This is a genomic window from Paraburkholderia dinghuensis (assembly GCF_003837865.1).
Classification (GTDB): domain Bacteria; phylum Pseudomonadota; class Gammaproteobacteria; order Burkholderiales; family Burkholderiaceae; genus Paraburkholderia; species Paraburkholderia dinghuensis.
In genome coordinates, this window is sequence record NZ_RQIS01000033.1 from 1 (window position 1) to 20,679 (window position 20,679).

Here is a 20,679-nt window from a genome sequence, read left to right on the forward strand (position 1 = left end):
GGCCCCACCAGGCGCTGAAGATGAAAACCCCGGCTGAGGCATTCGCTTTAGCTGCTTAATCTGTGCAGGTTTCGCTGGGTCAATACAAGCGCGCCCGTGGGGGTGGCAAAGCGTCCGCTAAGAATAAAAAGGAAAAAACTGCGGAGCAATTCAGGGCTGCGGAAAAGCTGCTGCGGGAGAACCCGAATAAATATGAAAGCGCAAGGCAAGGCGCCAAGGCATTAGTCACAAGAACAGGGATGAAGGAAAGTTCGGCTTACAGGGCGGTACTAGCCGCCGCCAAAGCCATTCCATATCCATTCGTGAAGAAAAACCGTGACAAGTGCTAGGCACTCGTCACGTACAAATTCCTAGCGGTTGTAAAGTTCAAAATAGGCCTTGGGGACAACTCCCAGGCAGCAACCGATAAGGAAAAACGAGATGACCAACCCCGCCAACCACCCGACCCGCCTTCTGCGCCGACATGAGGTCGAACACATGACCGGGCTCTCACGCTCGACAATCTACGCGCGCATCAAAAATCTGACATTCCCCTGCGCGATTCGCCTCGGTGCTCGCGCTGTCGCTTGGCGACTGAGCGACATCGAGGAATTCCTGCGAAATCCGTTCAGCTACGTAGCCCACTAACCCCGTTCGGGGAGGTCGTTTGACGCAACGCCTCCCCATCAATAATTTCGGATAACTAATCAATGAGCGATATTTTATTTCCGAATGGCCTCTCGCTGGGGACGATCCACTTCTCGACGGAAGCCCAGGCCGCAGCCCAGGCAACAGCAGACAGAATTGGCGATCTCACGGCCCGAGAGGTGATCCAAGACGTATGCCGAGCCCACTCGTGGGGCGACTGGGGCGATGTCCCACCGAGTGTGTCGGCGTGGAATGAGCACGCCATATTGACCGGCCAGATGGTGGTATCGCAACACAGCGATTGCGGCATCGTCGTTGTGACGAATGGCGCGCGTACCAAAACTATGGTGCTGGGCGAGCAACAGCTTGAGGCAATTTTTTCGCTGGCTGCCACGAGTGCCCAGCCGGGGATGGCGCGACCAGCCAATCAGACTAACAAACGGAAAAACTCTACTACTAATGAATAAAGAGTTGTGAGGCAGCACGGATGGTCAGGGGACGGCTTCTGACCATCACACCGTACTAACAAAGAGGGCTGCGCGCATGGCGCTCCGCCGCCGCTACGCGGCATGTTTTCCAGGCGGTGACAGCGCCCACTGCCCGAGCACCGCTCCTGAATAAAAACGCTCGCTGTATCACTTGCCGTCCTATGAGGACGGCCCCTACAAACATTTGAGGAACAGAAATGAATAACGAATCCTTCACCATCACCTGCGACGGCGGTCGTCCGATCATCGTTATGGGCACGGCTAGCCAAGTACTGACCAAGGAGGCTAAAAGCGGGATGCCCCTGCCACAGCTCCTTGCCGTACTGGAAAGATTGCACACCGACAACGAGAAAGCAGCCGTCGCAGCGAATAACACCGGTTTAGTCGTCACCGGTCAGGAGCTCAACTGCGATGAGGTCGTCATGATCATATCGTCAAGCGACATCAGCCCGATATGCATTGCAGCAGGCAGCGACGTTAAGGAGCTGGATGAAATGATCGGGGGTGAGTCCCCCCTTGCCGAGGCCTATGAATTCGGTAAGACCATGATACGCGGTGGGGCAATGGAACGGATGCAGTACCAACTGCGCTCGTCCGGCCAGCCCGCGAAACAAGAAATCTAAAACCAGTCGCTGTACGGATGTGCCGCTCTACGAGGGCGGCCAGCCCGTTACCTATCAGGAGATAAACATGAACGGAAATCAACAGAAGCAGTTCCCGCTAAAACAAACACAGTCCACGCTGACGAGCAACCCGCATTACATTGATCTTGCTGCCCGCCATGTGAAACACACGGACGAGCAAGAACAAAAGCAACTTTGGTTCGCGGGCTCTCCTCACCGATTCGGCCTCGTTCCAGCCGAAGTTTTGCTCGACAAGCGCTTAAAGCCGCAGGATACCCGCGTGCTGGTCGCGTTGTGCCTGCACGTCAAACCGTACACCGGGATTTGCAGAGTCACGCGAGAAACGCTCGCGGAGTGGCTAGGTATTCACATCGACACGCTGAGCAAGGTGACCAGTCGCCTCGTCGAATTCGGCTGGCTGAAAAAAGCCCAGGTCGGCCAAAACATGCCGAACCGTTATGAGTTGATGTTGCCGAAGCTGGACCAAGAAAACGAGCGCGTCATTACCCAGCGCTGGATGTCGAATGAGGAATACGCCAACCGCAAGCGCCAGCTCGATCAACGCACAGCGGAATGGAACCTTTCGCATCCACGGAAAGAGGGGGAGTCCGTCTTGATTCGCCGCAAAAAAACTGAGCAGGATGCCGCATCGACCTCGCATGTTGGGCAGCGTCAGGAAACCACCACGTATATCGATGTTCCGGGGCAGCTTGGACAGCCTCGGGTGCGTGAGCGCGTCCGTACCGGCTCGCATCCGTCGCAGAGCAATCTCGCGCCGTCATATGACGCCGAGCCTCAGAAGAACTCAGAGGCCGTCAGTGTCATCATTCTCGACCGCTACGGCGACGATGAGCGCGAATTCGAGCGTTGATTGAGGAAGTGAGCGCGCTGGGTCGGTAGTACAGCTCAGCGCGCTGTGCGACGGATTTTTTTTCGCACGAATCATCTGTCATTGGGCAGCGCCGACCGTCGCTGCCCATGTCCTCCCCCCAGTCAGGCAAATTGCATGGCCTGTAATTTGTATAGCGACGTCTCGAATCGAAGCGTCGCGCCAAGCGCGTCAACGGGAACCCCCGCAGCTTGCAGATCACGGCGCAGGCGATCACGAAATGCTGCTGTGCAAATGAACACGATGGCTTGCCAGCGCAGGCCATCAACACCATAAGGTCTTGTTGTGATCGACAAATCGTCGGCAACAATTTTCAGCCACGTCAATAACTTACGATAATCCGATGCGTTTTTTCGGCTGCGTTCGACCTCGACCCACCATATCGCCCGTCCACTGAGCAGCACTACATCGGCGCGCTTCCCGGCGATTCCATCGAGACCACCGAGCCAGCGGCCTTGAGCAATTTCACGCTCCGTCGAGACGCGATAGCCCGCCACGATTGCACCTATCGCCACTTCGTTCGCGATCACGCGGTGCCTGTAGTACGCAGCGCTGAAATCACGCACAGCATCTTTGCCCGATACCGCTGTCACACCTGCATCACGAAGCCGCCGCGCTCCGCCTTCGGCGAGCGCGTAGATCACGCTGCCATCGGGTGCCATCGCGCGCAGTACGAGCCGTCGCTCGTGCATACGCCGCATCGTCCGTTGCGCCATACGTATGCCCGATGCGCTCGCCACTACTCGCGCGAAGGTTGGCCCATCTGTTGGGCGGTTCAACCAGCGCTGCCAGATAAGCACTGCAATATCGCGCGTTCTCAGCCAGCCAAACCGATGCAGCGCACGAAGCACGCGGGCTTCATTTCGGTTTGCCGTTAGCCGTCCGTCTAGTTTCGCCATATGGCACTCCCTTGTATCGTCGTGACACGTATAGCGACGATCCGCGTGGACGGGAGCGTGTTCGCCGGGAAGCGAACACGGGGAACGACGCCGCTGCGCGGCAAAGACACCGCGACCTATTCGCTGAGCTGAACGCTCAGCCGGTCGCTCGGGCGGCTGGACGCCTCCCGTGCCTTTAAAAGCGGCGCCCCACGCTGCGCGCGGGCAACCTCTTTCCCTGGCCCGCTGGACGCGTCCCCGGCTTCGTCGTTCGCCTCGGTTGGCGCTGCGCTTAACTAAAGAGGTTGCCCGCGCGCAGCGTGGGGCGCGGGGCTTCGCCCCCCAGAAATCTGCCGGTACGTAGGCGTACCTCTGCACGCTGGGGCGCGCAGCGATTCCCGGCTCCCCCGGTCTTCGTCAAGCATGCGTGGGCGCACGCATGACGAAGAGGCTGCGGCTGAACGCCTAGCCCCACGTTCCTGACGTAACGCGGCCCCTCTTCGGGGCTGGCTTACGCCAGTCCCTGCGCGCCTTACGGCTTGCCCTGCTCGTCGTGTCGGATGCGTTTTTCGCCATCTGAATCCGTCGCCAGATTCGCGACTCTGGCCCATCCCGGCCAGACAGCAAGGGGCCAGTCCTTCGGATGGCGCTGCGCCCGATCCCTCCGGGCTGCGGCCTTGCCTCCACCCCTTGCTGTCTAGCCGGTACGTGCCGACCGTGCCGCAGGCGACGAACTCAGAAAGACGGCGGGCAAACACGAAGCGCCGACACCACGCCGAGCCGGTAGATCACAGTCGGCTCGGAATCTTGAATCCGGTCAGTTTTAGGAGCGAAAACCATGCACGATACCCACCCCTTTGGGCCAGCCATTCACGTATATACGCGCGCACAGGCAATCGCCGACGGCAACCTGATCGACGTTTCATTGACGGCCGCAGAGGTCGGCTTTCGGTATCCGGTCGCGCTGACTTCCGCCGCGTGGGCCGATTGTGTCGCGTGGAGCGACGCCGACAACCATCGCCAGACGCTGCAAGACGAGCCAGGGCGTCTGCTCGACGTGCTCTGGCTCGCGAAGCTGGCTGCGAAAAAAGGTCGGGGCCAGTCCCTGACGTTCGACCTGCGCCGTGTGCCACGTGACGGGCACAGCGTCTATTCGCACAAGGCGCGGCTGCGTCTCGTCATTGGCCCAGGCGACGCGGGCGAACCCGTGCTGACGATCATGCTGCCGGACGAAGATTAATTGATAGCCGCCCCGGCGATTACGCTGGGGCATTCGACGTTGAACTTGAGGAGGTTGATATGTCTCTCTGGAACCGCATTTTTTCTGTGTTTTCGTCGAACGACAACGGCAGCAGTGTCGTCGCCGATAACGGGCCGATGGTCGTTAACCCATCGACGGGGCTGCCTATGCTCGGCAATAGCTACACGTCCGTCGACTACGGCGGCAGTCCGTTCGGCACGAACGTGCATGACACAAGCTCATCGCAGCCGACAAACTACGGCTGCGATGACTGGATGCGATAGCCCAAACAGCACCCCGCTCACTCCATGTATCAGGGGCGGGCGGGGTTAGCCTCGCTAACGATTTATCCGATCGCGCGCCTGACTATTAGTCTGGTGCTCTCGCCGGAGCGCCAGTCCCAAGGTAGCGCATCGTCACTTCAGCTTATCGGCAATCTGCTGAAATACGTCGCGGCCCGCATCGTCTAGAGCGACGGCAAACAGGAACAGACAGCGCCCGTTGCTCGCGCGCTCCCATTGCTCGCCAACTTGGCGTTTTTCCTTCGAGTCGTCGTTGGTCTTGTACGGCTCGCCCTTGTATTCCACCGCGAGCACGCGCCCATCGGTCAGCTCGGCCACAAAGTCCGGGTAGAAATAGTCGGATGACGTGGGCAGCCAGAACGACGTTTTCTCCTGCCGCTCGATGTTACGTACCCAGTGCTTGACCTTGTCGTGGGCATCAATCGCCATCGCGCAGCGGAATTCCTCTGCGTCCTTGCCATCGGAGCGCTTCTGTCGCAGATCGTGAATTTCCGGGTAAAAGTGCTTCCCGAAGTCAAAGCTGCCCTGGTATGTGTTGCGAGCGGGGTATCGGCCCGGATCAAACTGGAAGCCGAAATGCGCAATGTCTTCCAGCTTCGGCACGGTCATCTCGAACAGGCGGCCTTGGAAGCCCTTATCCATTGCCAACTTGCGCAGACGCTCGATCTCTAGGCCGATGGCCTTTGCAAGCTGGAAGCGCGCACGAACGAGGGCGGTCAGGCCGATACCTTTTTCGTGCGTCAGGTGCGACAGCATCTTGAGCAGATATGCCTGTAGCTGCTGTTGCGGAAGATACGGTTGCCGCACTTCCTGATCGAGCCAACGCACGAGATCGCGCTCGCTCACATTGCTGGCTACGTCGTTCAGGTGGAGTTGCTGCGAATCGGTTTTGCGGAACGTGATCTTCTCGCCGTTCAGGCCGATCTCGAACGAGTTGATCGTTTCTTGGATCGCGAACCCGGCGAGCTGTACGGGGAAGTCCAGCAGGTTCCAATCGCCGAGCATCGTCAGCGTTTCTTTTTCGACCAGCTCCAGATAGCCGTCCAGCTCCAGGCAGAGCTGCGGGATACGGACGAAGGACAAGCCAAGCTGTGACGGTGCCCGGACGGCTCGACGCACCGCACGGTGCTCCGCGAACTGTTGCGCGACGGCTTCCTGTGCCTTCTTGGGTAGGGCAGCCTTGATGAATTCTTCGGCTTGCTGCAACGTGTTGTTGTCTGTGCTGCCCTTGAGCAGGACGGTCGCCCCTTGGGACGTCGGGCGAATCTCGATCTGAGCTTTCAGCTCGTCGGGCCAGTGCTGGGTATCCGGCACCACTGGCACGCTGATATTGCAATCGGGAACAGGGGGGAGAGCACCGGCAGAGCTTCCGCCCGACGCACCCGTCCCGCTACCTGATGCGCCGTAGCCTGCACCGCCAACCAAATTGAGCGATTGCTGCGGCACAAACAGGGCGGCAGTTTCCAGTTTCCCGAAGCCCATGTTCTGAACCATACGATCCCGCAGGGCACTGGCCGCTTCAGCGAAGTTGGTCGCGACAATATGGGCGTAGGCGCGATTCAATTCAGGCTGCACACGGTCTTTCGCATAGGGCATACGTAGCACACGCCCGAGCAACTGTTCGACATCCTTCGACGAGTTGACCGATTGCAAGCTGGCGAGAACATACGCGAACGAACAATCCCAGCCTTCTTTCAGGGCCTCTACGGTAATGACATAGCGGATTAGACAGGCCGGATCGAACAGGTTGATGCCGTCGAGTTCCTTTTGCGATCCCGTAGCAATCGCAATTTGTTCCTCCGCGATGCCTTCTTGCTCGATCAAGTGCTGCCTGACGACTTCAACGGTGGCTTCTCCACCCTTGGGCATTGCCTGGATCAATGCAATCGGGCGCACGTAGTCTGGTTCTTTCTGCGCAGCGAGTTCCAGGCCCTTGCGGGCCAGCACCGCATCGCGAATACACTCGGCCCACCCCTGAGGATGCTCCGCGAGCACGACCGGCAACTTGATCATTTGCTCCGCCCGAAGCTCTTGCGCAGAGACGTGATACAGGACATTGTTGCCCACGACCGGCGTCGCAGTCAGTTCGATTACACAACTCGGATTGACCCGGCCGAGCGTCTTGAAAAATCGATCCGTGCGATTGTTGTGCGCTTCGTCGACGATCACGATAGGCCGGTGCAGGTGCAGCCAGTTGGCAACCGAAAACTTGACACGCCCGACATCCTTCGCGGTCAGGTAGGGTTGGTTTTCGAGATCGGATTCGGTTACCTTTTCCAGACCGTCGAGCGCATTGACCGGTAGGCCATCGAAGTGGGGGGCGAGCTCCTCGAAAAACGCATAGACGTTGCGCTTGGCCGTATCCGTGACGTTGAACGACTGGATCGTAGCGACAACAATGATGCACGCTTTGCCCAGGTCATGCGGGCTGACAGTTTGCAGGCTTTCGAGATCGCAGACCTGCACACGGTCGCCGTAATAGTGCGCTAATGCTTGTCGGTACGGATGTCGCGCGTTTGACAGGGCTTCGAGCGTCTGCGTGCGGATCGTATCCGAGGGGACGAGCCACAGAGCAATAGGGGCATCACTGTCGAGCACGGCCTTGCCTGCGCGTGCGATGGCATGCGCTGCCAGCAGCGTTTTTCCGCCGCCCGTCGGAATACGCAGGCATACACACGGCGTGTCGGGAAAGAGATCGTGATAGCTCTCGCTGGCTCGATCCTGTTCCAGCAGTGCCGCCTGATATGCATCGGCGACCGAACGGCTTCGACAGGATTCGAGAAACTGGACAAGAGCTTGGAGCGCGTTGCGCTGATAGTTTTTGAGTTCGAACATTGCGTATCTCAACGCGCCTTCACGTCGTAGGGAATCTGCTTGAAAGTAATGTTCGCGGCCGCCAGGCGCGTCGGGCCAATGCGCGATACTTCGCCGTAGACGACAACTGGCCCGGTATGTGAATGGAACTCACGCAGTGCGGCAAGCACGTCGTGCGTCAGCACGTTGCCGCCTGCTGGGCGGCGATCACCGAGGATGCCGTTGTACAGCAGGAAGTAGGCAGTTCCTTCGTGGATACCCACCAAGGGGGAATCGAAAGCTTGGATACCAGGCGTGCCCGTTTCAATGTGCCAGACATATGCGGCGAGCGTGGCAAAGCGTACATCTGGATTGATGCGACCGTCTTCGTCGAACGCGGCATCACCCAATGTACAGAAAGTGAAGCCACCACCGCCTTGCCATTCGATTGCCTCACTGATGCCACCTTGCTCACCTGCAATGACGCTCTGGAGGCGAGGAATGCAATGGGTACTTGCGTGTCTGCCTAATTCGATGCCGATATAACGTCGATCCATTTTGTGTGCAACCGCTGCCGTTGTGCCGGAACCTAAAAATGAATCCAGCACGAGATCCCCAGGTTGGGTCGCGATGTCGAGGACACGTTGTATTAGTTGCTCGGGCTTCACCGTATCGAATGGGTCTACATCCGTTAGCAAGTCTCGCTGATGAATTTTGGCTTGCCGACTCGTCTTGGTATCGAGCAAGATTGTTGGGTGCGGTCTATCGGGCGATTCGGGGGCAAATTCCCTAATGTAGGGTACCCACGCCGTGCCGCCCGCTTTTTCTCGCTTCTTCCAAATTAGCCGCCCATCGTCCTTTGCCTTCATAACGCCAACGTAGGAATGCGACCAGCGCGCTTCGCGTCCGTCGTCGTGGATTGGGTAGACCTCTGTACCGTCAGGCGCTTCCAGCGGGTAGTACATTGTCGGCCGATCACTTCGGAGACTGTTCTTCCCGTTTTTCTTCAGGAGACGATCACGATAGAGACGCCCTTGATCGTCGGTTTGACCGTAGGCTTCGAGCAGCGAGGAGTCGCTTTTTTTCCGAAAATCCGCCTGATCTTTGTTCCGTTCGTAGCAAAGTACGAATTCGTGATCCGGCGTGATAGGCACCTTGTTATCGTTTGGGCTATCGACTTTCTGCCAGATGAACGTCGTGTTGAAGTTGTGACGGCCGAAAACTTCATCCATCAATACCTTGAGGTAGTGGCCTTCGTTATCGTCGATAGATACCCAAATGCTCCCGTCTTCGGCCAGCAGTTCACGAAGGAGGACGAGGCGCGGATACATCATCGACAGCCACTGGCTATGCTCGAGTCTGTCGTCGTAGTGCGAAAATGCGCTTCGGGTGTTGTACGGTGGGTCAATATAGATGCAATCTACCCGGCCCGCATATAGTGGGATTAGCGCCTTTAGGGCCAGCAAGTTGTCGCCTTGGATGACGAGGTTGTCGACGGCACTGGCGGCATCACCGTATATCTGTTCGCGTTTGAGCAGATGGTACGGAACCTGGCGCGAGGTGTCCTTGGCTTGATTTTTGTTGACCCAATCGAGAAACGGCATCTTCTGTATCGAGCCGCAAGTGCGGCAGCTAGGAACGTGAGGTTGCCATTGTAGAGCCAGTCGGTCGCTGGTCGTTCTGAGCTAGAGATTTATACCGATCGGTTCGTCAGACTAGAAGTCTGATCGGTTCGCCCAAGATGCCGCTAAGCCGCTCCCCCAGCTTATTCCACGCAAGGGTCTTCTCCGCAGCGTACCCGTACAGCAGGTAGTGTTTGCGTACCTTGGGCCCCGCGACGACGTGATTCTGACAGCGATCAATCACATCGAGCGGAACGCCCAGCTCTTGCATCATCGTCGCCCCCGTGCGACGAAGGTCATGCGGCGTCCAGTTCCCGTTAGCACCGCCCGCCAGTACAAGGCTATCGTCGTTTTTTCGTTTCGAGAGCGGCTTGCTGCGGTTCTGGAACATGCTCTGCCGGTCGCCGATTTGCTTGCTAACAGATTTCGTACAGACAGGCGAGTCTCCCTTGAGCTTGTTCCGCGCCGGAAACAGCCACTCGGAGCCGCTGGACAATTCCAGCAGCTCGGCGAATTTTTGACGAGAGAAATCGGACAGAAACACCAGCAGGTCTTGGCGGCTTTCGCGGGTTCCCTTCACATTGGCACGAGGAATGAACCAAGTCCCGTTTTCCAGATCGACGTGCTTGCGTTCGGCAATGAGCAATTCGCCAACCCGGCACAACGTGCTCAGGCATATCCAGAGCGCAAGTTCCGTTTCCCGTTTCAGCGGATGCGAAAGCGTGCGCCTAGTGCCGGTCGGCGCGGTCGCATAGTCGGTTCTTGCGCGCCCAAGTATCTCGGCTAGCTCTCGGATTTCCTCAGGGGAAAGCACCCGGTCGCGCTCCTCCTCATAATCGTTCGGGAGCAGGGTCTTCATGTTGACCAGAGCAATCGGATTTCCCTCGATCAGCAAGCGCCGCCACGGTTGACGTTGTTCGCCCCAGCCCAGCATCTGAGTGAGATCATTGAATACCATCACCGCCGTTCGCACCTTGCCGCGCGCGACGATCTCCGATTCCAGCGTATGAAGCTGCTTGCTGGTCAACTGCCGCAGTTCGATATTGCCGATTACCGAAAGAGCGTGCTTTTCCAGCCTCTGCCGCAAATCCCTGTTTTCGTCCTTTCGGGCAACGCCTTCCTCAAGCCACGCCTCGAATAGGTCTTTCACAGTTTTGGACTCGTCGCGCTGCCGTTCCGCCTCAGCAAGCGTGGCAGCGACGGCTTTCTGTTTCTCGATGCGCTCCGCTTTCGCGGCGTCTAGAGGATCGATGCCTTTGACTACGCTAGGCCGCATCGACTCGCGCTTTGCCCGAATCTCGGCAAGACTCGTTTTGGGCCAAGAGCCCAGCGACTGGTCAACCTTCTTGCCCGTCCCGAGCTTGAACTCGTACCGAAACTGCACGGTAATCCCGCGCGTGCCAACTCGCACACGGCCAACGATCCCGCCGTCTTCGCTGAGGCGGTGGCCGTCCTGTTCCTTCGTCAGCGACTCAAGCTGCTTGACCGTGATCCTTCCCATAGCGCCCTTCCATTTTTACCCCACTTTTACCCCACCGAATCGCTTGGCTTGCAGCGGAATTCGCTGGAACAGTCTGGACGCTATTTTGCCTTGAAGGCCTTATAAATACTAGGTTTAAAGGTTCTATTGAGGTTTTGTAGCGTCCTGAGAGTTCCTGTAATTAAGTGCATGGGGTGCAGGTGGTAGGAGGTTCAAATCCTCTCGCCCCGACCAGGAAAATCAACGGGTTACAGATTAACGTCTGTAACCCGTTTTCCGTTTACGGCTTTCGTGCACGAAAAAACGCGGGCTATTCGCCTACGGTCTCGTGCCGTATGGATTACCGCCAACATCAACACCGCGATGGTTATTGGTGGTCATCGGTAATCGTCGCGCGAGTAGCGATGACATCATCCGCCCACGCCGCGACCGAATTGGTTGAGGCACGCGCGGCAAGCTGGCATCACCACGGCGTCATCCGCTGCAGGGTCTGGTCGCGAAGGATGAATCGATGCAGCAGCGTGGCCCCGATATGCAGGCAGATCAGGGAGAACAGTGCCCATGCGAGGACGCCGTGAACGTCGCCCATGGCGTGACCGAACGATGACCCAGCGGACGAAAGCGGGGGAAGCGGGATAGCTCCGAACAGGCTCACGCGCCAGGCACGTGACGAAGCGTTGATCCAGCCGAGCAGCGGGACGGCGACCAGCAACGCGTACAACGCGTAATGCGTGAGGCCCGAGAGCGTGCGCAATGGCTGGGCCTGATGGTTGGCCGGCGCGCGATGCGTGGCGCGCCATAGAATGCGGCATGCCATCACGGCAAGCAACGCGGTGCCGGTGACGAGGTGCCAGGCGATCAGGCCTTCCGGGCGAGTGTCACGATGCACGTCCGGCATGGTCCAGCCCAGCACGAACTGTGCACCAACGAGTGACACGACGAGCCAATGAAGAAACCGTGAGACGGCGTCGTATTTTGACGTGACATTCATGGCGATCCCGGCCGAAGAAGGCTCCGATTGAAACCGCCGATGCTACACAGGAATTCTTAGCAAACCATTAAGCGGGCGGCCCGTCCCCTTGTGCATATTCATTGTCGCGAAGGGGGGGGCGTTGCAGGTCGGGCGGGATGTTGTCCGCAGCGGGGAATTCGACGACGACGGCAAGACCGCGGCCGTTCAACCCCGGCTCGAAGCGCACTGTCCCGCTGAAGTACCGCGCGATGCGTTCGACGATCGACAGGCCGAGCCCGCTACCCGGCGCCTGCACGCCGGTGCCGCGATAAAAGCGGTCGGTTAGTCGCGCGCGCTCGTCATCGGCGACGCCGGGCCCGTCGTCGCGGACTGCAAGGCATTGCATCGCGCCGCGCTCGAACACCGAAATTTCGATGTGTCCGTGGGGCGTACCGTATTTGATCGCATTGTCGAGCAGGTTATCGAGCAGTATGGCAATGAGAACCGGATCGGCGTGAATGGTGTGCGCGCCATCGCATTTGACGGCGACGGCGATCGACTTCTCGCGCGCATTCGCAACGTGGCGGCCGACGGCCTCTTCCACGAGTTCGTCCATCGCTACGCTGCTGGCTGGAATGCGTTCGTGCTCGTCGAGCCTTGCGAGCAGCAGCAATTGCTCGGCCAGACGGGCGCTGCGGTCGACACCCTGAACGACCCGCTGCATGGCGAGTCGCTGCAGCGAGGGATCGTTTGCCGCCAGCGCGACCTGCGCCTGGATCTTGATGGCCGCAAGCGGCGTTTTCAGTTCATGGGCCGCGTCGGACGTGAATGAGCGTTCGCGCAAAATCGATTGCCGGAGTTGAGAGAGCAGGCGGTTGATTGCATCGACGAGTGTTCGTACTTCGTCCGGTACGGCGGCAATTCCGATCGGCTCAAGAGAATCGGGGGCCCGCGCGCGAATGGTCGCGGACAAAGTCTTGAGCGGGGTGAGGCTTCGACCGATCGCGTACCAGAGCAGAGTCGCGAGCACGGGCAGGGCGGCGAGCAACGGCCAGACGATTTGCCAGGCCGTGTCAGTCGCGAGATCGCTTTCCGTGTTGGACGCGACCATCACCCGCACCATCCGGCCCGTTTCGCCATCACGCAGTGCATAGAGGCGCCATGGGACGCCGTCGATCTTGAGCGTCCGGGGCCAGGGGCGCCCATCGTACCAGGCGGCCAGCGTAGCGGCGTCGTGTGGGACGCTCGACGCAAGGACGCGGCCGTCTGGTCCGAGCACCTCGAAGAGAACGTGTCGGGGCAGGAGGTCGCTGTCTGCCTCTTCGCTGCCCGGCTGGGCCGGGTCGGCCACTTCGAGCCGGACGTCGAGGGGAAAGCGCACGAACCGGTCCAGATCTGCATCGTCGAGGCGGGCGAAGAGCACCGCATATTCGACGAGCCGCGCATCCTCGTATTCCTGAACCTCGCGCGACGCGTGCTGGAAGCTGCTGAAAACGGCCACGATCCAGACGACGGAAACACAGGACAGTATCGTCAGCGAGAGGCGGCGGCGGATTGAGCGCGACATCATGGTTTTTCGACAATGTACCCAATGCCGCGAATCGTCCGGATCAAATCGGCGCCGAGTTTTTTGCGCAAATTCGAAACGTGCACTTCGATGGCGTTGCTCTCGACGCCGTCCGACCAGCCGTAGAGTAGATCTTCGAGACGCGTTCGCGATTGCGGCGCGCCCTGGTGCGTGATCAACTGAATCAGGATGGACCATTCTTTGGCGGTCAGCGCGACGCGGCTATCGTTGCGTGTGACGGTATGCGTTGTCAGGTCGACCGCAATGTCTCGCCAGACGATGGTTTCGCCGCTACGCCCTTGCGAACGGCGCACCAGTGCACGGCAGCGCGCGAGCATTTCGGAAAGCTCGAATGGCTTGGCCAGATAATCGTCCGCACCGGCATCGAGGCCCCGGACGCGGTCCGCCACCGTGCCGCGCGCGGTGAGCACCAGAACGGGCGTATCGTCGCCCGCTTCGCGCATCGAGCGAAGGAGGTCGGTTCCCGACTTGCCTGGCAAGCCAAGATCGAGGACGATCAGCGCATAGCGCGTCGTGGCGAGCGCCATCGCGGCGTCGTGGCCGTCGCGCACCCACTCGACGTCATAATCCGCCTGACTCAAGCTGATTTCCACGCCGCTGCCAATCAGATCGTCATCTTCAACGAGAAGAATTTTCATGAGCAAGTGACATCGCGTTGCGTCGGGGACACCGCGCCAACCGTCACGCCGGCATTGGCCGGGCGCCCGTCAGTCTGCTTCTTTGCGGCACAGGCAATAAATGAACTTCTGAACCGTCCCGAATGGTGTGTGGTGCTCTTCCCGCTCCTGTTTGAGAAGTGTGAACGGAGCGCCGAATTCGTCATGCAATGCGTCGGCGCTATAGCGAACGACAGGCAGGCCGCTGCAGTGGTCGGGACCATCCTCCGCGAACGTCGCGACGATGACACTGCCGCCAGGTTTGACTGCCCGCAGCACCGTCCGGACGTAGGCATCGCGTTCTTCTTTGGCGGTCAGGAAGTGAAAAACCGCTCTGTCGTGCCAGACATCGTAGGCGTGGACGGGGAGCTCGATTTGCGTGATGTCGCCAGCCATCCACGCGACGCGATTTGCGCGTGCACCCAGACGGCTCCTGGCCGCGGACAAGGCAGCCTCGGACAGGTCGAGCACGGTGAGGTTGAGATAGCCTTCACCGATCAGGTCATCGATCAACGTGGAGGCGCCGCCACCCACATCGATGATCTCGGCATCCTTTGTCACGCCGGTCTGCCGGATCAGTTCTACGGATTGGCGAGCGTGCTCCTGGAACCAGCTCACGCCGGTTGGGGCCTTTGTCGTGTAGACCCGCTCCCAATGGTCCCTGGACTGCATAGTTTCCCCTGTACATGCAAAAGGTCACCACGGTTTCAACTTCCAACTATACATAAATTGCGCCAGACCGTCGGGTGGAAACCGGCGCACCTGGCGATTTATCCGTGGGCGGCGCACGTTGCGGCCGCAGGGTTCGCGCATAACGCGACCCTTCCGTTGCGCCGCTCGCGGCGCGACGTTGTCTTGCCGGCGAAAGATCATGAAATTGAATTGAAAATTAGGCTTAATCTTTTCTTCAGAAACCGGCAGTAAAGTACTCGCGTTAACGCGAAGCCTGAGCACGGATAGGTGACGTGTCGACGCGATCGTTGTCATTACACAGCGTGTGATCAAAGCAGGAACGCTGCCTGTCCCGAGGTCGGGTGCTAATGTCGTCTGGATGCAAATCCTCGGAGTCAGACGGGCGTTCCGGGCGCACAGCCTGGTCGATAGCGTTGCTTTCACGCCGATCCGTATCGCCTGACCGGTGGCGATCGTCATTTTCCGGCGTTCCGAAAAAATACTTGCATCTTGCCAATTCCGTGCGTCGCTGCGCGCCCGTTGTCATGCGCGGTAAAGGCAGGCACGCAACGCGCGCATCGCGTCTGGCGCGGCGCTCAATCGACACATCGCCACGTCCATATTTCATTCGTCAGTCATGCGAAACGAAAAGGTGGCAGCCATGGTCTTCGGGTTATTGACGTTCTCGCGACGCGTCTCCTTACCGCTGATCGTCGCGGCGTCCATGAGTATCGTCAGCGTCGCGGCTCACGCGGGTCTTGACCACAAACTGGCCTATGACCAAAGCGGAATCTGGAACCGGAACGTCCAGTTGGCGCTTGAGTATTCGGCTATTGCCATTACGACGGGTGGCGCGCTGTGGCTCGGCAATGACACGGAGCTCGGGCAAACGTTCTGGCAAACGGCGGATGCCGTAGCCATATCGGCCGTTGCTGCGCAGGGCATGAAATATGCGTTCAGGCGCGCGCGTCCGGATAGCGGATTGGGGCCGAACGCGTGGTTCGTGAAAGGGGGAGACAGCTTCCCGAGCGGAGAAGTCACCCTGCAGGCGAGCTTCGTCACGCCATTTATCGTCAATTACGGGCGGCGTTACCCGTTGGTCTGGGCACTCGAATTATTACCAGCCTATGATGCGGTGGCGCGGATGAAGGCGCAGGCGCACTGGCAAACGGATGTCCTCGCGGGGTGGGCGCTCGGCACGGCTGTCGGCTTCCTGGCGACGACCTGGAATACGTCGCTATTCGTCCAGATACTTCCACATGGTCTGACCGTCGGATTTTCAAAACGCTTCTGAAAAGGGTTCGGCATTATCGATCCGATTTCGTCCGTCCCACTGGAAACCAGCGTGGAAGCATGGTGGTCAGGACGTCGTCTTTGAGGACGACATGGTGGAAAATCGCCGCGAGTGCGTGAAATCCCGCGAGCCACATGATCGTGTCGCCGAGCCACTTGTGAACCGACGCCAGGGTCGCGCCTGCATCATGCGAGGTGGCGAGAGGAGAGGGAATGTCGACTCCGGCGACAAGCGTCAGCGGATGGCCTTCGAGCCATGCACCGCTGATGGCGGTAAGCGGAAGCGCCAGGAGTAGCGCAAACAGCAGCCATTGAACGACGGTTGCGAGGATTACCATCCAGCGCGAGACCGCGGGAGTCTCGGGGCGAGTATCGATCGTGCGCCACACGAGTCGCATGACGGCCAGTGCGAGCACGCACAATCCCAGTGTCTCGTGGAGCCGCCGGTCGAACTCGTGCACGGACGAGTACACGCGCTGCTCAGGTCCACCTGGACCGTACACGAATGCGACAAGCACGAAAATCGCAGTGCACCAGTGGAAAAATTGCGCAATCGAACCGTAACGGGTGCCCGAGCTTTTCACCATGGTGCCTCTCCCTTTCCCGTTCACCAGGGACTTCAACCGATAATCGGCATTATTGCAGACCGCGAATCGTGTAGCGAGGTCCGATGGGCTCGGCGAGTGCTCCAGTTAATCGCGCAAGCGGATTTTTGCGGCGAGATGGTCTTCGTGCTGGCCGATCTGCCCGAGCGAAACAGGATGCGGCACGGCGGAAAAGTACGGGCCCCGCGCCGTGCGCCGTCCACCTTTCGACCGGATACAGACGCAATCGCGGCTAGCCCCGGTTACATGAGTCCCACGCATAGCCCCACCAGGATTGAGCCGATCAGGAGTACTGCACCGATCGTCTTGCGCTTGTTCAGTTCGGTCCACAACAGCACGCCGGTCAGCGAAAGCAGAATCAGCGCGCCTGCGAACGTGTCGATGAACAGCACCCAGCCAACGCTCATCCCCACGCCCTTATGCAGGTTAGTGAGGGTCGCCATCAGCGCGCTATGGGTGCGCTTGAGCGTAATGTAATCATTGCCGCTCCAGTATTCCACGTTCACGTTCTCGTTCGGCGCGGAAAACATGAGTTGCCAGTGTTCGGGTTGTACCGTCGTGCGATCGCCCCAAGCCACCGTGTGCGCCGGCTCTTTCTGCACGCGGCCCATGTGTTCGGGCAACTTGAGATCGGCTTGTGACTTCAGCCATTTCGCGAGTTCGCGCGGCGTTTCAGGCGCGGGATCGGGCAGCGCGAGTTGTATCGACGATACCTGTGGCGCGCCCGGCGAAATGCGCAGCGGTTCCATGCGGTGATTCAGCACGAAACCCGTGACGCCGAACAGCAGGCCGAGTGCGGCGCCCCACAGGCCAACCCAACCGTGCGCCTTGCGCAGCCACTTGATGAACGTCGCGCGCCGCGAACGCGTTGCGCGTTCGGCGCGTTGCTGGTCGTCCATGAGAACGAGCGAATCGATAGAAGTCATGTCTCACTCCAAAGACGCAAAAGATTGTGATAACTGCCGACGAGACTGCGGCGCGCCTCTACGTCTGCATCGCTCGCGTTCAGGCGTTGAATGGCGGTGTCCATGTCGAAGAGCAACGCGCGTTTGGTGTCGTCGCGCACGAGGCTCTGCACCCAGAAGAAGCTGCCGACGCGCTGGCCACGCGTGACCGGGCGCACTTCGTGCACGCTCGTCGCCGGGTAGACGACCATGTCGCCTGCGGGCAGCTTTACTTTCTGCGCGCCGTACGTGTTCTCGATCACGAGTTCTCCGCCGTCGTATTCGTCGGGCGCCGATAGAAACAGCGTCGCCGAGACGTCCGTGCGCAATTTCACGCCGTTGGGCAGTACGCGCACCGCGCCATCGACGTGCGCGCCGAACGTCATCCCGCCTTCGTAGCGGTTGAAGAGCGGCGGGTACACCTGATTCGGCAGCGCCGCGCTAATGAAGAGCGGATTGCGTTCGATCGCGCCGAGCACCATGTCGCCCAGTTCGCGCGCGATCGGCGAGTGTTCGGCAATCTGCTGATTGCGCTTGACGCTCGCACCTTGCCAGCCCGCTGTCGCGCGGCCGTCCACCCAGGCTTCGCCCGCGGCGTCGAGCCGCGAGCGCATCGCGCGCACTTGTTCGGGCGTCAGGACGTTGGGGATATGAAGCAGCATTGTCGTTTCCTTTTTGCGCGCCATTTCGTGGCGGACGCACGCGAAAGCCATCACGGCGCCGGCTTTGCGTGACACTCCGATGGGGTTGGCAGGCACGCCGGGTGTGGGCGTGCTTGCCGCGTTTGCTTGTCGCCTTCGTCAGATCCGGTAGCTGAACGTCGCGAGGAACGTTCGGCCAATGCCTGGAACCGAGCGGCCACCATCGGACGGAATGAGCGCGTCGTAGTAGAACTTGTTGGTCAGATTGAGCAGGTTCAGGCGGACGTCCCACTTCTTCTGGTGATAGGCGGCCGTTGCATCCCAGCGCGTGTAGCCGCCCACAGAGACGTAATTCGTGTTCGCCGCGTAACGCCCGGACATATAGATCGGACCGCCGCCCACTTCCCAGTGCGGGGTGATGGCGTAGGTCGTCCAGAACGTCAGCGTGTTGCGCGGTGTATTCGCCAGCGTGTTGCCCTGAGTCCCGTCCAACGCCTTGAGCACGGTGCCGTCCAGGTAGGTGTAAGCGCCGAACATCTGCCATTTGTCCGTGATATGGCCGCTCACACCGGCCTGGAAGCCGCGAACGCGCACATCGCCTTCGAGCAGGTATTCGCCGGTCGACGTCTGCGTGCGCGCGTTGTCCTTCTCCTGCTGGAACAACGCTGAGGTAACCGAAAGATTGCCGCCCAGTAGGTCCCACTTGCCGCCCACTTCATACGACTTCGTGTGCTCCGGCGCGAGGTTTTGCGTATTGTTCGTGACGGTGAGCGACTCGAGCGACGGATTGAACGAGGTGCCGTACGAGAAGTAGTACGACTGGAAGTCGGTGGGCTGATAGACCACCCCCGCACGCACGCTGGTAAACGTGTTGGTCTGGTCCGCGTAGGCCGGTGCACTGATGGTGTTCGCGATATGCGCCTGGAAGCGGTCCCAGCGCACGCCGCCGATCAATTTCCAGTGCGGGCCTATCGACATCGTCTCGTTCATGTAGGCCGCAAGCGTTGTAGCGCCCGACTCCGCGTGGTTGCCTACGGTCTGCATGATGTTCGAAGGCGTGGGGATGTACACCGGATCGAGCAGCGAGACGATCGGCAGGTTGTTTCGCATATAGGCCTGATTCGTATAGCTGTCGTGGCCCACTTCGACACCTGCGATCAAGTCGTGTTTGAGAAGGCCCGTGTCGAACTTGTACTCGGCCATCGTGTCGTTGTAGATCGAGTGATTCTCGATCACGCGGTCGTGGCTCGCGAGTTTGATATAGAGGTCGGAGAGCGGCAACGTCGTGTAGTTGCCCTTCGAGAGCGCCGTGCTCGTGGCGAGCGGCCCGGTCAGCACTGCGCCTGGCGCCGTTTCCCGCGCGTCCGTGAGCGAATGCGAGAACGCGGTCTGGTTGCTGATCTTGAACTGGTCGTTGAACTTGTGATCGATACGCGCCGAGACCGTCTGGATGTCCTGGATCGTGCGGTCGTCGGTCAGGCCGTAGTACGTGCTTTTCGACGGCGCGAACGCATGGCCGTTGATCGACTGCACGCCGTAGTCCGGCATGTCGTAGTTATGCTGGATCAGCGCCGAGAGCGTCACCTCGGTTGGCGTGCCAATGCCGAAGCGCAACTCGGGTGCAATGCCGTAGTCCTTGTTCTTCATCTCGTCGCGCGTCGAACCCAGCGACTGGCCGAACGCATTGAGGCGGAACGCGGCCGTATCCCCGAGCGGATGGTTCAGGTCGACGGTCGTGCGATAGTGGTCATCCGTTCCGAGGGTGGTCGAGACTTCCGCCGACGGCGTCAGACTGGCTTTCTTCGACACCTGGTTGATCACGCCGCCCGTCGAGCCACGGCCGAACAGCATCGACGACGGGCCATAGAGCACTTCGATGGCGTCGAGGTCGAACGTGTCGCGATAGTACTGGTTGCGGTCGCGAAAACCATCGAGGTAGATGTCGTTCTGTGCCGTGAAGCCACGCAGGTTGATGTTGTTGCCGATCTGACCGCCTTCCGCGGCACCTAGCGTGACGCCGGGTGCGTTACGCAGTGCGTCCTGGAACGAGGTCACGCCCTGCGACTGCAACAGCGCCCGGTTGATGACGGTCACCGACTGGGGGATATCGCGCAGCGCCGTGGGCGTCTTCGCGCCGACAGTCGCTGTTTCGGCCTGAAAATCCTGCTGCGCGGCACTCGCCGAAACGTTGATGGCGGGTAGCGTGGCGTTGTCGGTGGCCGGTGTGGAGGCGGCAGCGACCGCGGGGGCGGTCTGGGCGACTGCGGGCGAAGCGAAAGGCACGGCAATGGCCAACGCGAGGGAACTCGCGAGCGGCGTCCGGTTCAACATGGGGCTCCTTGGCGACAAAAATAAATCCAGTTGCTGGATGCGCGGAGAGTGCGCG

The 20,679-nt window shown here is 59.7% G+C and carries 20 protein-coding genes; 8 read left to right on the forward strand and 12 right to left on the reverse strand.

Annotated features, from left to right (window positions below):
- Positions 1-62: 62 nt before the first annotated feature.
- The 5 genes from D1Y85_RS26010 (at position 63) to D1Y85_RS26030 (ending at position 2,609) form a co-directional block, all read left to right on the forward strand.
- Positions 63-329, forward strand: coding sequence for a hypothetical protein (locus D1Y85_RS26010; protein ID WP_124153950.1), 267 nt, complete (start codon positions 63-65; stop codon positions 327-329).
- A gap of 91 nt (positions 330-420) precedes the next feature.
- The gene (locus D1Y85_RS26015; protein ID WP_124153951.1) at positions 421-627 is read left to right on the forward strand and encodes a helix-turn-helix transcriptional regulator; all 207 of its coding nucleotides are present in this window, start codon (positions 421-423) and stop codon (positions 625-627) included.
- 62 nt (positions 628-689) lie between these two features.
- Positions 690-1,094: a hypothetical protein gene (locus D1Y85_RS26020; protein ID WP_124153952.1), complete on the forward strand. Its 405-nt coding sequence runs from the start codon at positions 690-692 to the stop codon at positions 1,092-1,094.
- A gap of 218 nt (positions 1,095-1,312) precedes the next feature.
- Complete coding sequence (locus D1Y85_RS26025) at positions 1,313-1,738, forward strand: hypothetical protein (RefSeq protein ID WP_124153953.1); 426 nt, start codon at positions 1,313-1,315, stop codon at positions 1,736-1,738.
- Positions 1,739-1,805: 67 nt separating this feature from the next.
- Positions 1,806-2,609 (forward strand): helix-turn-helix domain-containing protein, encoded by an 804-nt coding sequence (locus tag D1Y85_RS26030; protein WP_124153954.1) that lies wholly within the window; start codon positions 1,806-1,808, stop codon positions 2,607-2,609.
- A gap of 122 nt (positions 2,610-2,731) precedes the next feature.
- On the opposite strand, the gene D1Y85_RS26035 is transcribed toward D1Y85_RS26030, so the two are convergent.
- The gene (locus tag D1Y85_RS26035; RefSeq protein WP_124153955.1) at positions 2,732-3,526 is read right to left on the reverse strand and encodes a hypothetical protein; all 795 of its coding nucleotides are present in this window, start codon (positions 3,524-3,526) and stop codon (positions 2,732-2,734) included.
- Between the two features lie 817 nt (positions 3,527-4,343).
- On the opposite strand from D1Y85_RS26035, the gene D1Y85_RS26040 reads away from it, so the two are divergent.
- Together D1Y85_RS26040 and D1Y85_RS26045 are read left to right on the forward strand one after the other, a co-directional pair.
- Positions 4,344-4,745 (forward strand): DUF6573 family protein, encoded by a 402-nt coding sequence (locus D1Y85_RS26040; protein ID WP_124153956.1) that lies wholly within the window; start codon positions 4,344-4,346, stop codon positions 4,743-4,745.
- Between the two features lie 59 nt (positions 4,746-4,804).
- Positions 4,805-5,029: a hypothetical protein gene (locus D1Y85_RS26045; protein ID WP_124153957.1), complete on the forward strand. Its 225-nt coding sequence runs from the start codon at positions 4,805-4,807 to the stop codon at positions 5,027-5,029.
- Positions 5,030-5,161: 132 nt separating this feature from the next.
- Here D1Y85_RS26045 and D1Y85_RS26050 read toward each other — a convergent pair whose 3' ends face one another.
- From D1Y85_RS26050 to D1Y85_RS26080, 7 genes are all read right to left on the reverse strand, one after another.
- Positions 5,162-7,882: a DEAD/DEAH box helicase gene (locus D1Y85_RS26050; RefSeq protein ID WP_124153958.1), complete on the reverse strand. Its 2,721-nt coding sequence runs from the start codon at positions 7,880-7,882 to the stop codon at positions 5,162-5,164.
- An 8-nt stretch (positions 7,883-7,890) separates the two neighbouring features.
- A complete protein-coding gene (locus D1Y85_RS26055; protein ID WP_124153959.1) occupies positions 7,891-9,444 on the reverse strand; it encodes a site-specific DNA-methyltransferase in 1,554 nt (517 codons plus the stop codon).
- A 106-nt stretch (positions 9,445-9,550) separates the two neighbouring features.
- Positions 9,551-10,963, reverse strand: a complete 1,413-nt coding sequence (locus D1Y85_RS26060) for a tyrosine-type recombinase/integrase (RefSeq protein WP_124153960.1) — start codon at positions 10,961-10,963, stop codon at positions 9,551-9,553.
- Positions 10,964-11,405: 442 nt separating this feature from the next.
- Complete coding sequence (locus tag D1Y85_RS26065) at positions 11,406-11,933, reverse strand: cytochrome b (RefSeq protein WP_124153961.1); 528 nt, start codon at positions 11,931-11,933, stop codon at positions 11,406-11,408.
- Between the two features lie 67 nt (positions 11,934-12,000).
- On the reverse strand, positions 12,001-13,464 hold the full coding sequence (locus tag D1Y85_RS26070; RefSeq protein ID WP_124153962.1) for an ATP-binding protein: 1,464 nt from the start codon (positions 13,462-13,464) through the stop codon (positions 12,001-12,003).
- Complete coding sequence (locus D1Y85_RS26075; RefSeq protein ID WP_124153963.1) at positions 13,461-14,120, reverse strand: response regulator; 660 nt, start codon at positions 14,118-14,120, stop codon at positions 13,461-13,463. The genes D1Y85_RS26070 and D1Y85_RS26075 overlap by 4 nt, the downstream gene beginning before the upstream one ends.
- Positions 14,121-14,189: 69 nt before the next feature.
- Entirely contained in the window at positions 14,190-14,810 is a 621-nt protein-coding gene (locus D1Y85_RS26080) for a class I SAM-dependent methyltransferase (RefSeq protein WP_124153964.1), read from the reverse strand.
- A gap of 724 nt (positions 14,811-15,534) precedes the next feature.
- Here D1Y85_RS26080 and D1Y85_RS26085 point away from each other — a divergent pair.
- The gene (locus tag D1Y85_RS26085; RefSeq protein WP_246025058.1) at positions 15,535-16,104 is read left to right on the forward strand and encodes a phosphatase PAP2 family protein; all 570 of its coding nucleotides are present in this window, start codon (positions 15,535-15,537) and stop codon (positions 16,102-16,104) included.
- Between the two features lie 13 nt (positions 16,105-16,117).
- Here D1Y85_RS26085 and D1Y85_RS26090 read toward each other — a convergent pair whose 3' ends face one another.
- The 4 genes from D1Y85_RS26090 to D1Y85_RS26105 all read right to left on the reverse strand — a co-directional run bounded on the left by D1Y85_RS26090 (position 16,118) and on the right by D1Y85_RS26105 (position 20,624).
- Positions 16,118-16,690, reverse strand: a complete 573-nt coding sequence (locus D1Y85_RS26090; protein WP_124153965.1) for a cytochrome b — start codon at positions 16,688-16,690, stop codon at positions 16,118-16,120.
- Between the two features lie 260 nt (positions 16,691-16,950).
- Positions 16,951-17,634 carry a PepSY-associated TM helix domain-containing protein gene (locus tag D1Y85_RS26095; RefSeq protein ID WP_124153966.1) on the reverse strand — a complete coding sequence of 228 codons (684 nt, stop codon included), beginning with the start codon at positions 17,632-17,634 and terminating at the stop codon, positions 16,951-16,953.
- Positions 17,631-18,314 carry a Fe2+-dependent dioxygenase gene (locus D1Y85_RS26100; protein WP_124153967.1) on the reverse strand — a complete coding sequence of 228 codons (684 nt, stop codon included), beginning with the start codon at positions 18,312-18,314 and terminating at the stop codon, positions 17,631-17,633. The genes D1Y85_RS26095 and D1Y85_RS26100 overlap by 4 nt, the downstream gene beginning before the upstream one ends.
- A gap of 138 nt (positions 18,315-18,452) precedes the next feature.
- Positions 18,453-20,624 carry a TonB-dependent receptor gene (locus D1Y85_RS26105; protein ID WP_124153968.1) on the reverse strand — a complete coding sequence of 724 codons (2,172 nt, stop codon included), beginning with the start codon at positions 20,622-20,624 and terminating at the stop codon, positions 18,453-18,455.
- Positions 20,625-20,679: the final 55 nt, after the last annotated feature.

Excerpts from the sequence above, each read along its gene's own strand:
- D1Y85_RS26015 (WP_124153951.1), top strand. The coding sequence starts at position 421 with ATGACCAACCCCGCCAACCACCCGACCCGCCTTCTGCGCCGACATGAG.
- D1Y85_RS26020 (WP_124153952.1), top strand. The coding sequence starts at position 690 with ATGAGCGATATTTTATTTCCGAATGGCCTCTCGCTGGGGACGATCCAC.
- D1Y85_RS26025 (WP_124153953.1), top strand. The coding sequence starts at position 1,313 with ATGAATAACGAATCCTTCACCATCACCTGCGACGGCGGTCGTCCGATC.
- D1Y85_RS26030 (WP_124153954.1), top strand. The coding sequence starts at position 1,806 with ATGAACGGAAATCAACAGAAGCAGTTCCCGCTAAAACAAACACAGTCC.
- D1Y85_RS26035 (WP_124153955.1), bottom strand. The coding sequence starts at position 3,526 with ATGGCGAAACTAGACGGACGGCTAACGGCAAACCGAAATGAAGCCCGC.
- D1Y85_RS26040 (WP_124153956.1), top strand. The coding sequence starts at position 4,344 with ATGCACGATACCCACCCCTTTGGGCCAGCCATTCACGTATATACGCGC.
- D1Y85_RS26045 (WP_124153957.1), top strand. The coding sequence starts at position 4,805 with ATGTCTCTCTGGAACCGCATTTTTTCTGTGTTTTCGTCGAACGACAAC.
- D1Y85_RS26050 (WP_124153958.1), bottom strand. The coding sequence starts at position 7,882 with ATGTTCGAACTCAAAAACTATCAGCGCAACGCGCTCCAAGCTCTTGTC.
- D1Y85_RS26055 (WP_124153959.1), bottom strand. The coding sequence starts at position 9,444 with ATGCCGTTTCTCGATTGGGTCAACAAAAATCAAGCCAAGGACACCTCG.
- D1Y85_RS26060 (WP_124153960.1), bottom strand. The coding sequence starts at position 10,963 with ATGGGAAGGATCACGGTCAAGCAGCTTGAGTCGCTGACGAAGGAACAG.
- D1Y85_RS26065 (WP_124153961.1), bottom strand. The coding sequence starts at position 11,933 with ATGAATGTCACGTCAAAATACGACGCCGTCTCACGGTTTCTTCATTGG.
- D1Y85_RS26070 (WP_124153962.1), bottom strand. The coding sequence starts at position 13,464 with ATGATGTCGCGCTCAATCCGCCGCCGCCTCTCGCTGACGATACTGTCC.
- D1Y85_RS26075 (WP_124153963.1), bottom strand. The coding sequence starts at position 14,120 with ATGAAAATTCTTCTCGTTGAAGATGACGATCTGATTGGCAGCGGCGTG.
- D1Y85_RS26080 (WP_124153964.1), bottom strand. The coding sequence starts at position 14,810 with ATGCAGTCCAGGGACCATTGGGAGCGGGTCTACACGACAAAGGCCCCA.
- D1Y85_RS26085 (WP_246025058.1), top strand. The coding sequence starts at position 15,535 with ATGAGTATCGTCAGCGTCGCGGCTCACGCGGGTCTTGACCACAAACTG.
- D1Y85_RS26090 (WP_124153965.1), bottom strand. The coding sequence starts at position 16,690 with ATGGTGAAAAGCTCGGGCACCCGTTACGGTTCGATTGCGCAATTTTTC.
- D1Y85_RS26095 (WP_124153966.1), bottom strand. The coding sequence starts at position 17,634 with ATGACTTCTATCGATTCGCTCGTTCTCATGGACGACCAGCAACGCGCC.
- D1Y85_RS26100 (WP_124153967.1), bottom strand. The coding sequence starts at position 18,314 with ATGCTGCTTCATATCCCCAACGTCCTGACGCCCGAACAAGTGCGCGCG.
- D1Y85_RS26105 (WP_124153968.1), bottom strand. The coding sequence starts at position 20,624 with ATGTTGAACCGGACGCCGCTCGCGAGTTCCCTCGCGTTGGCCATTGCC.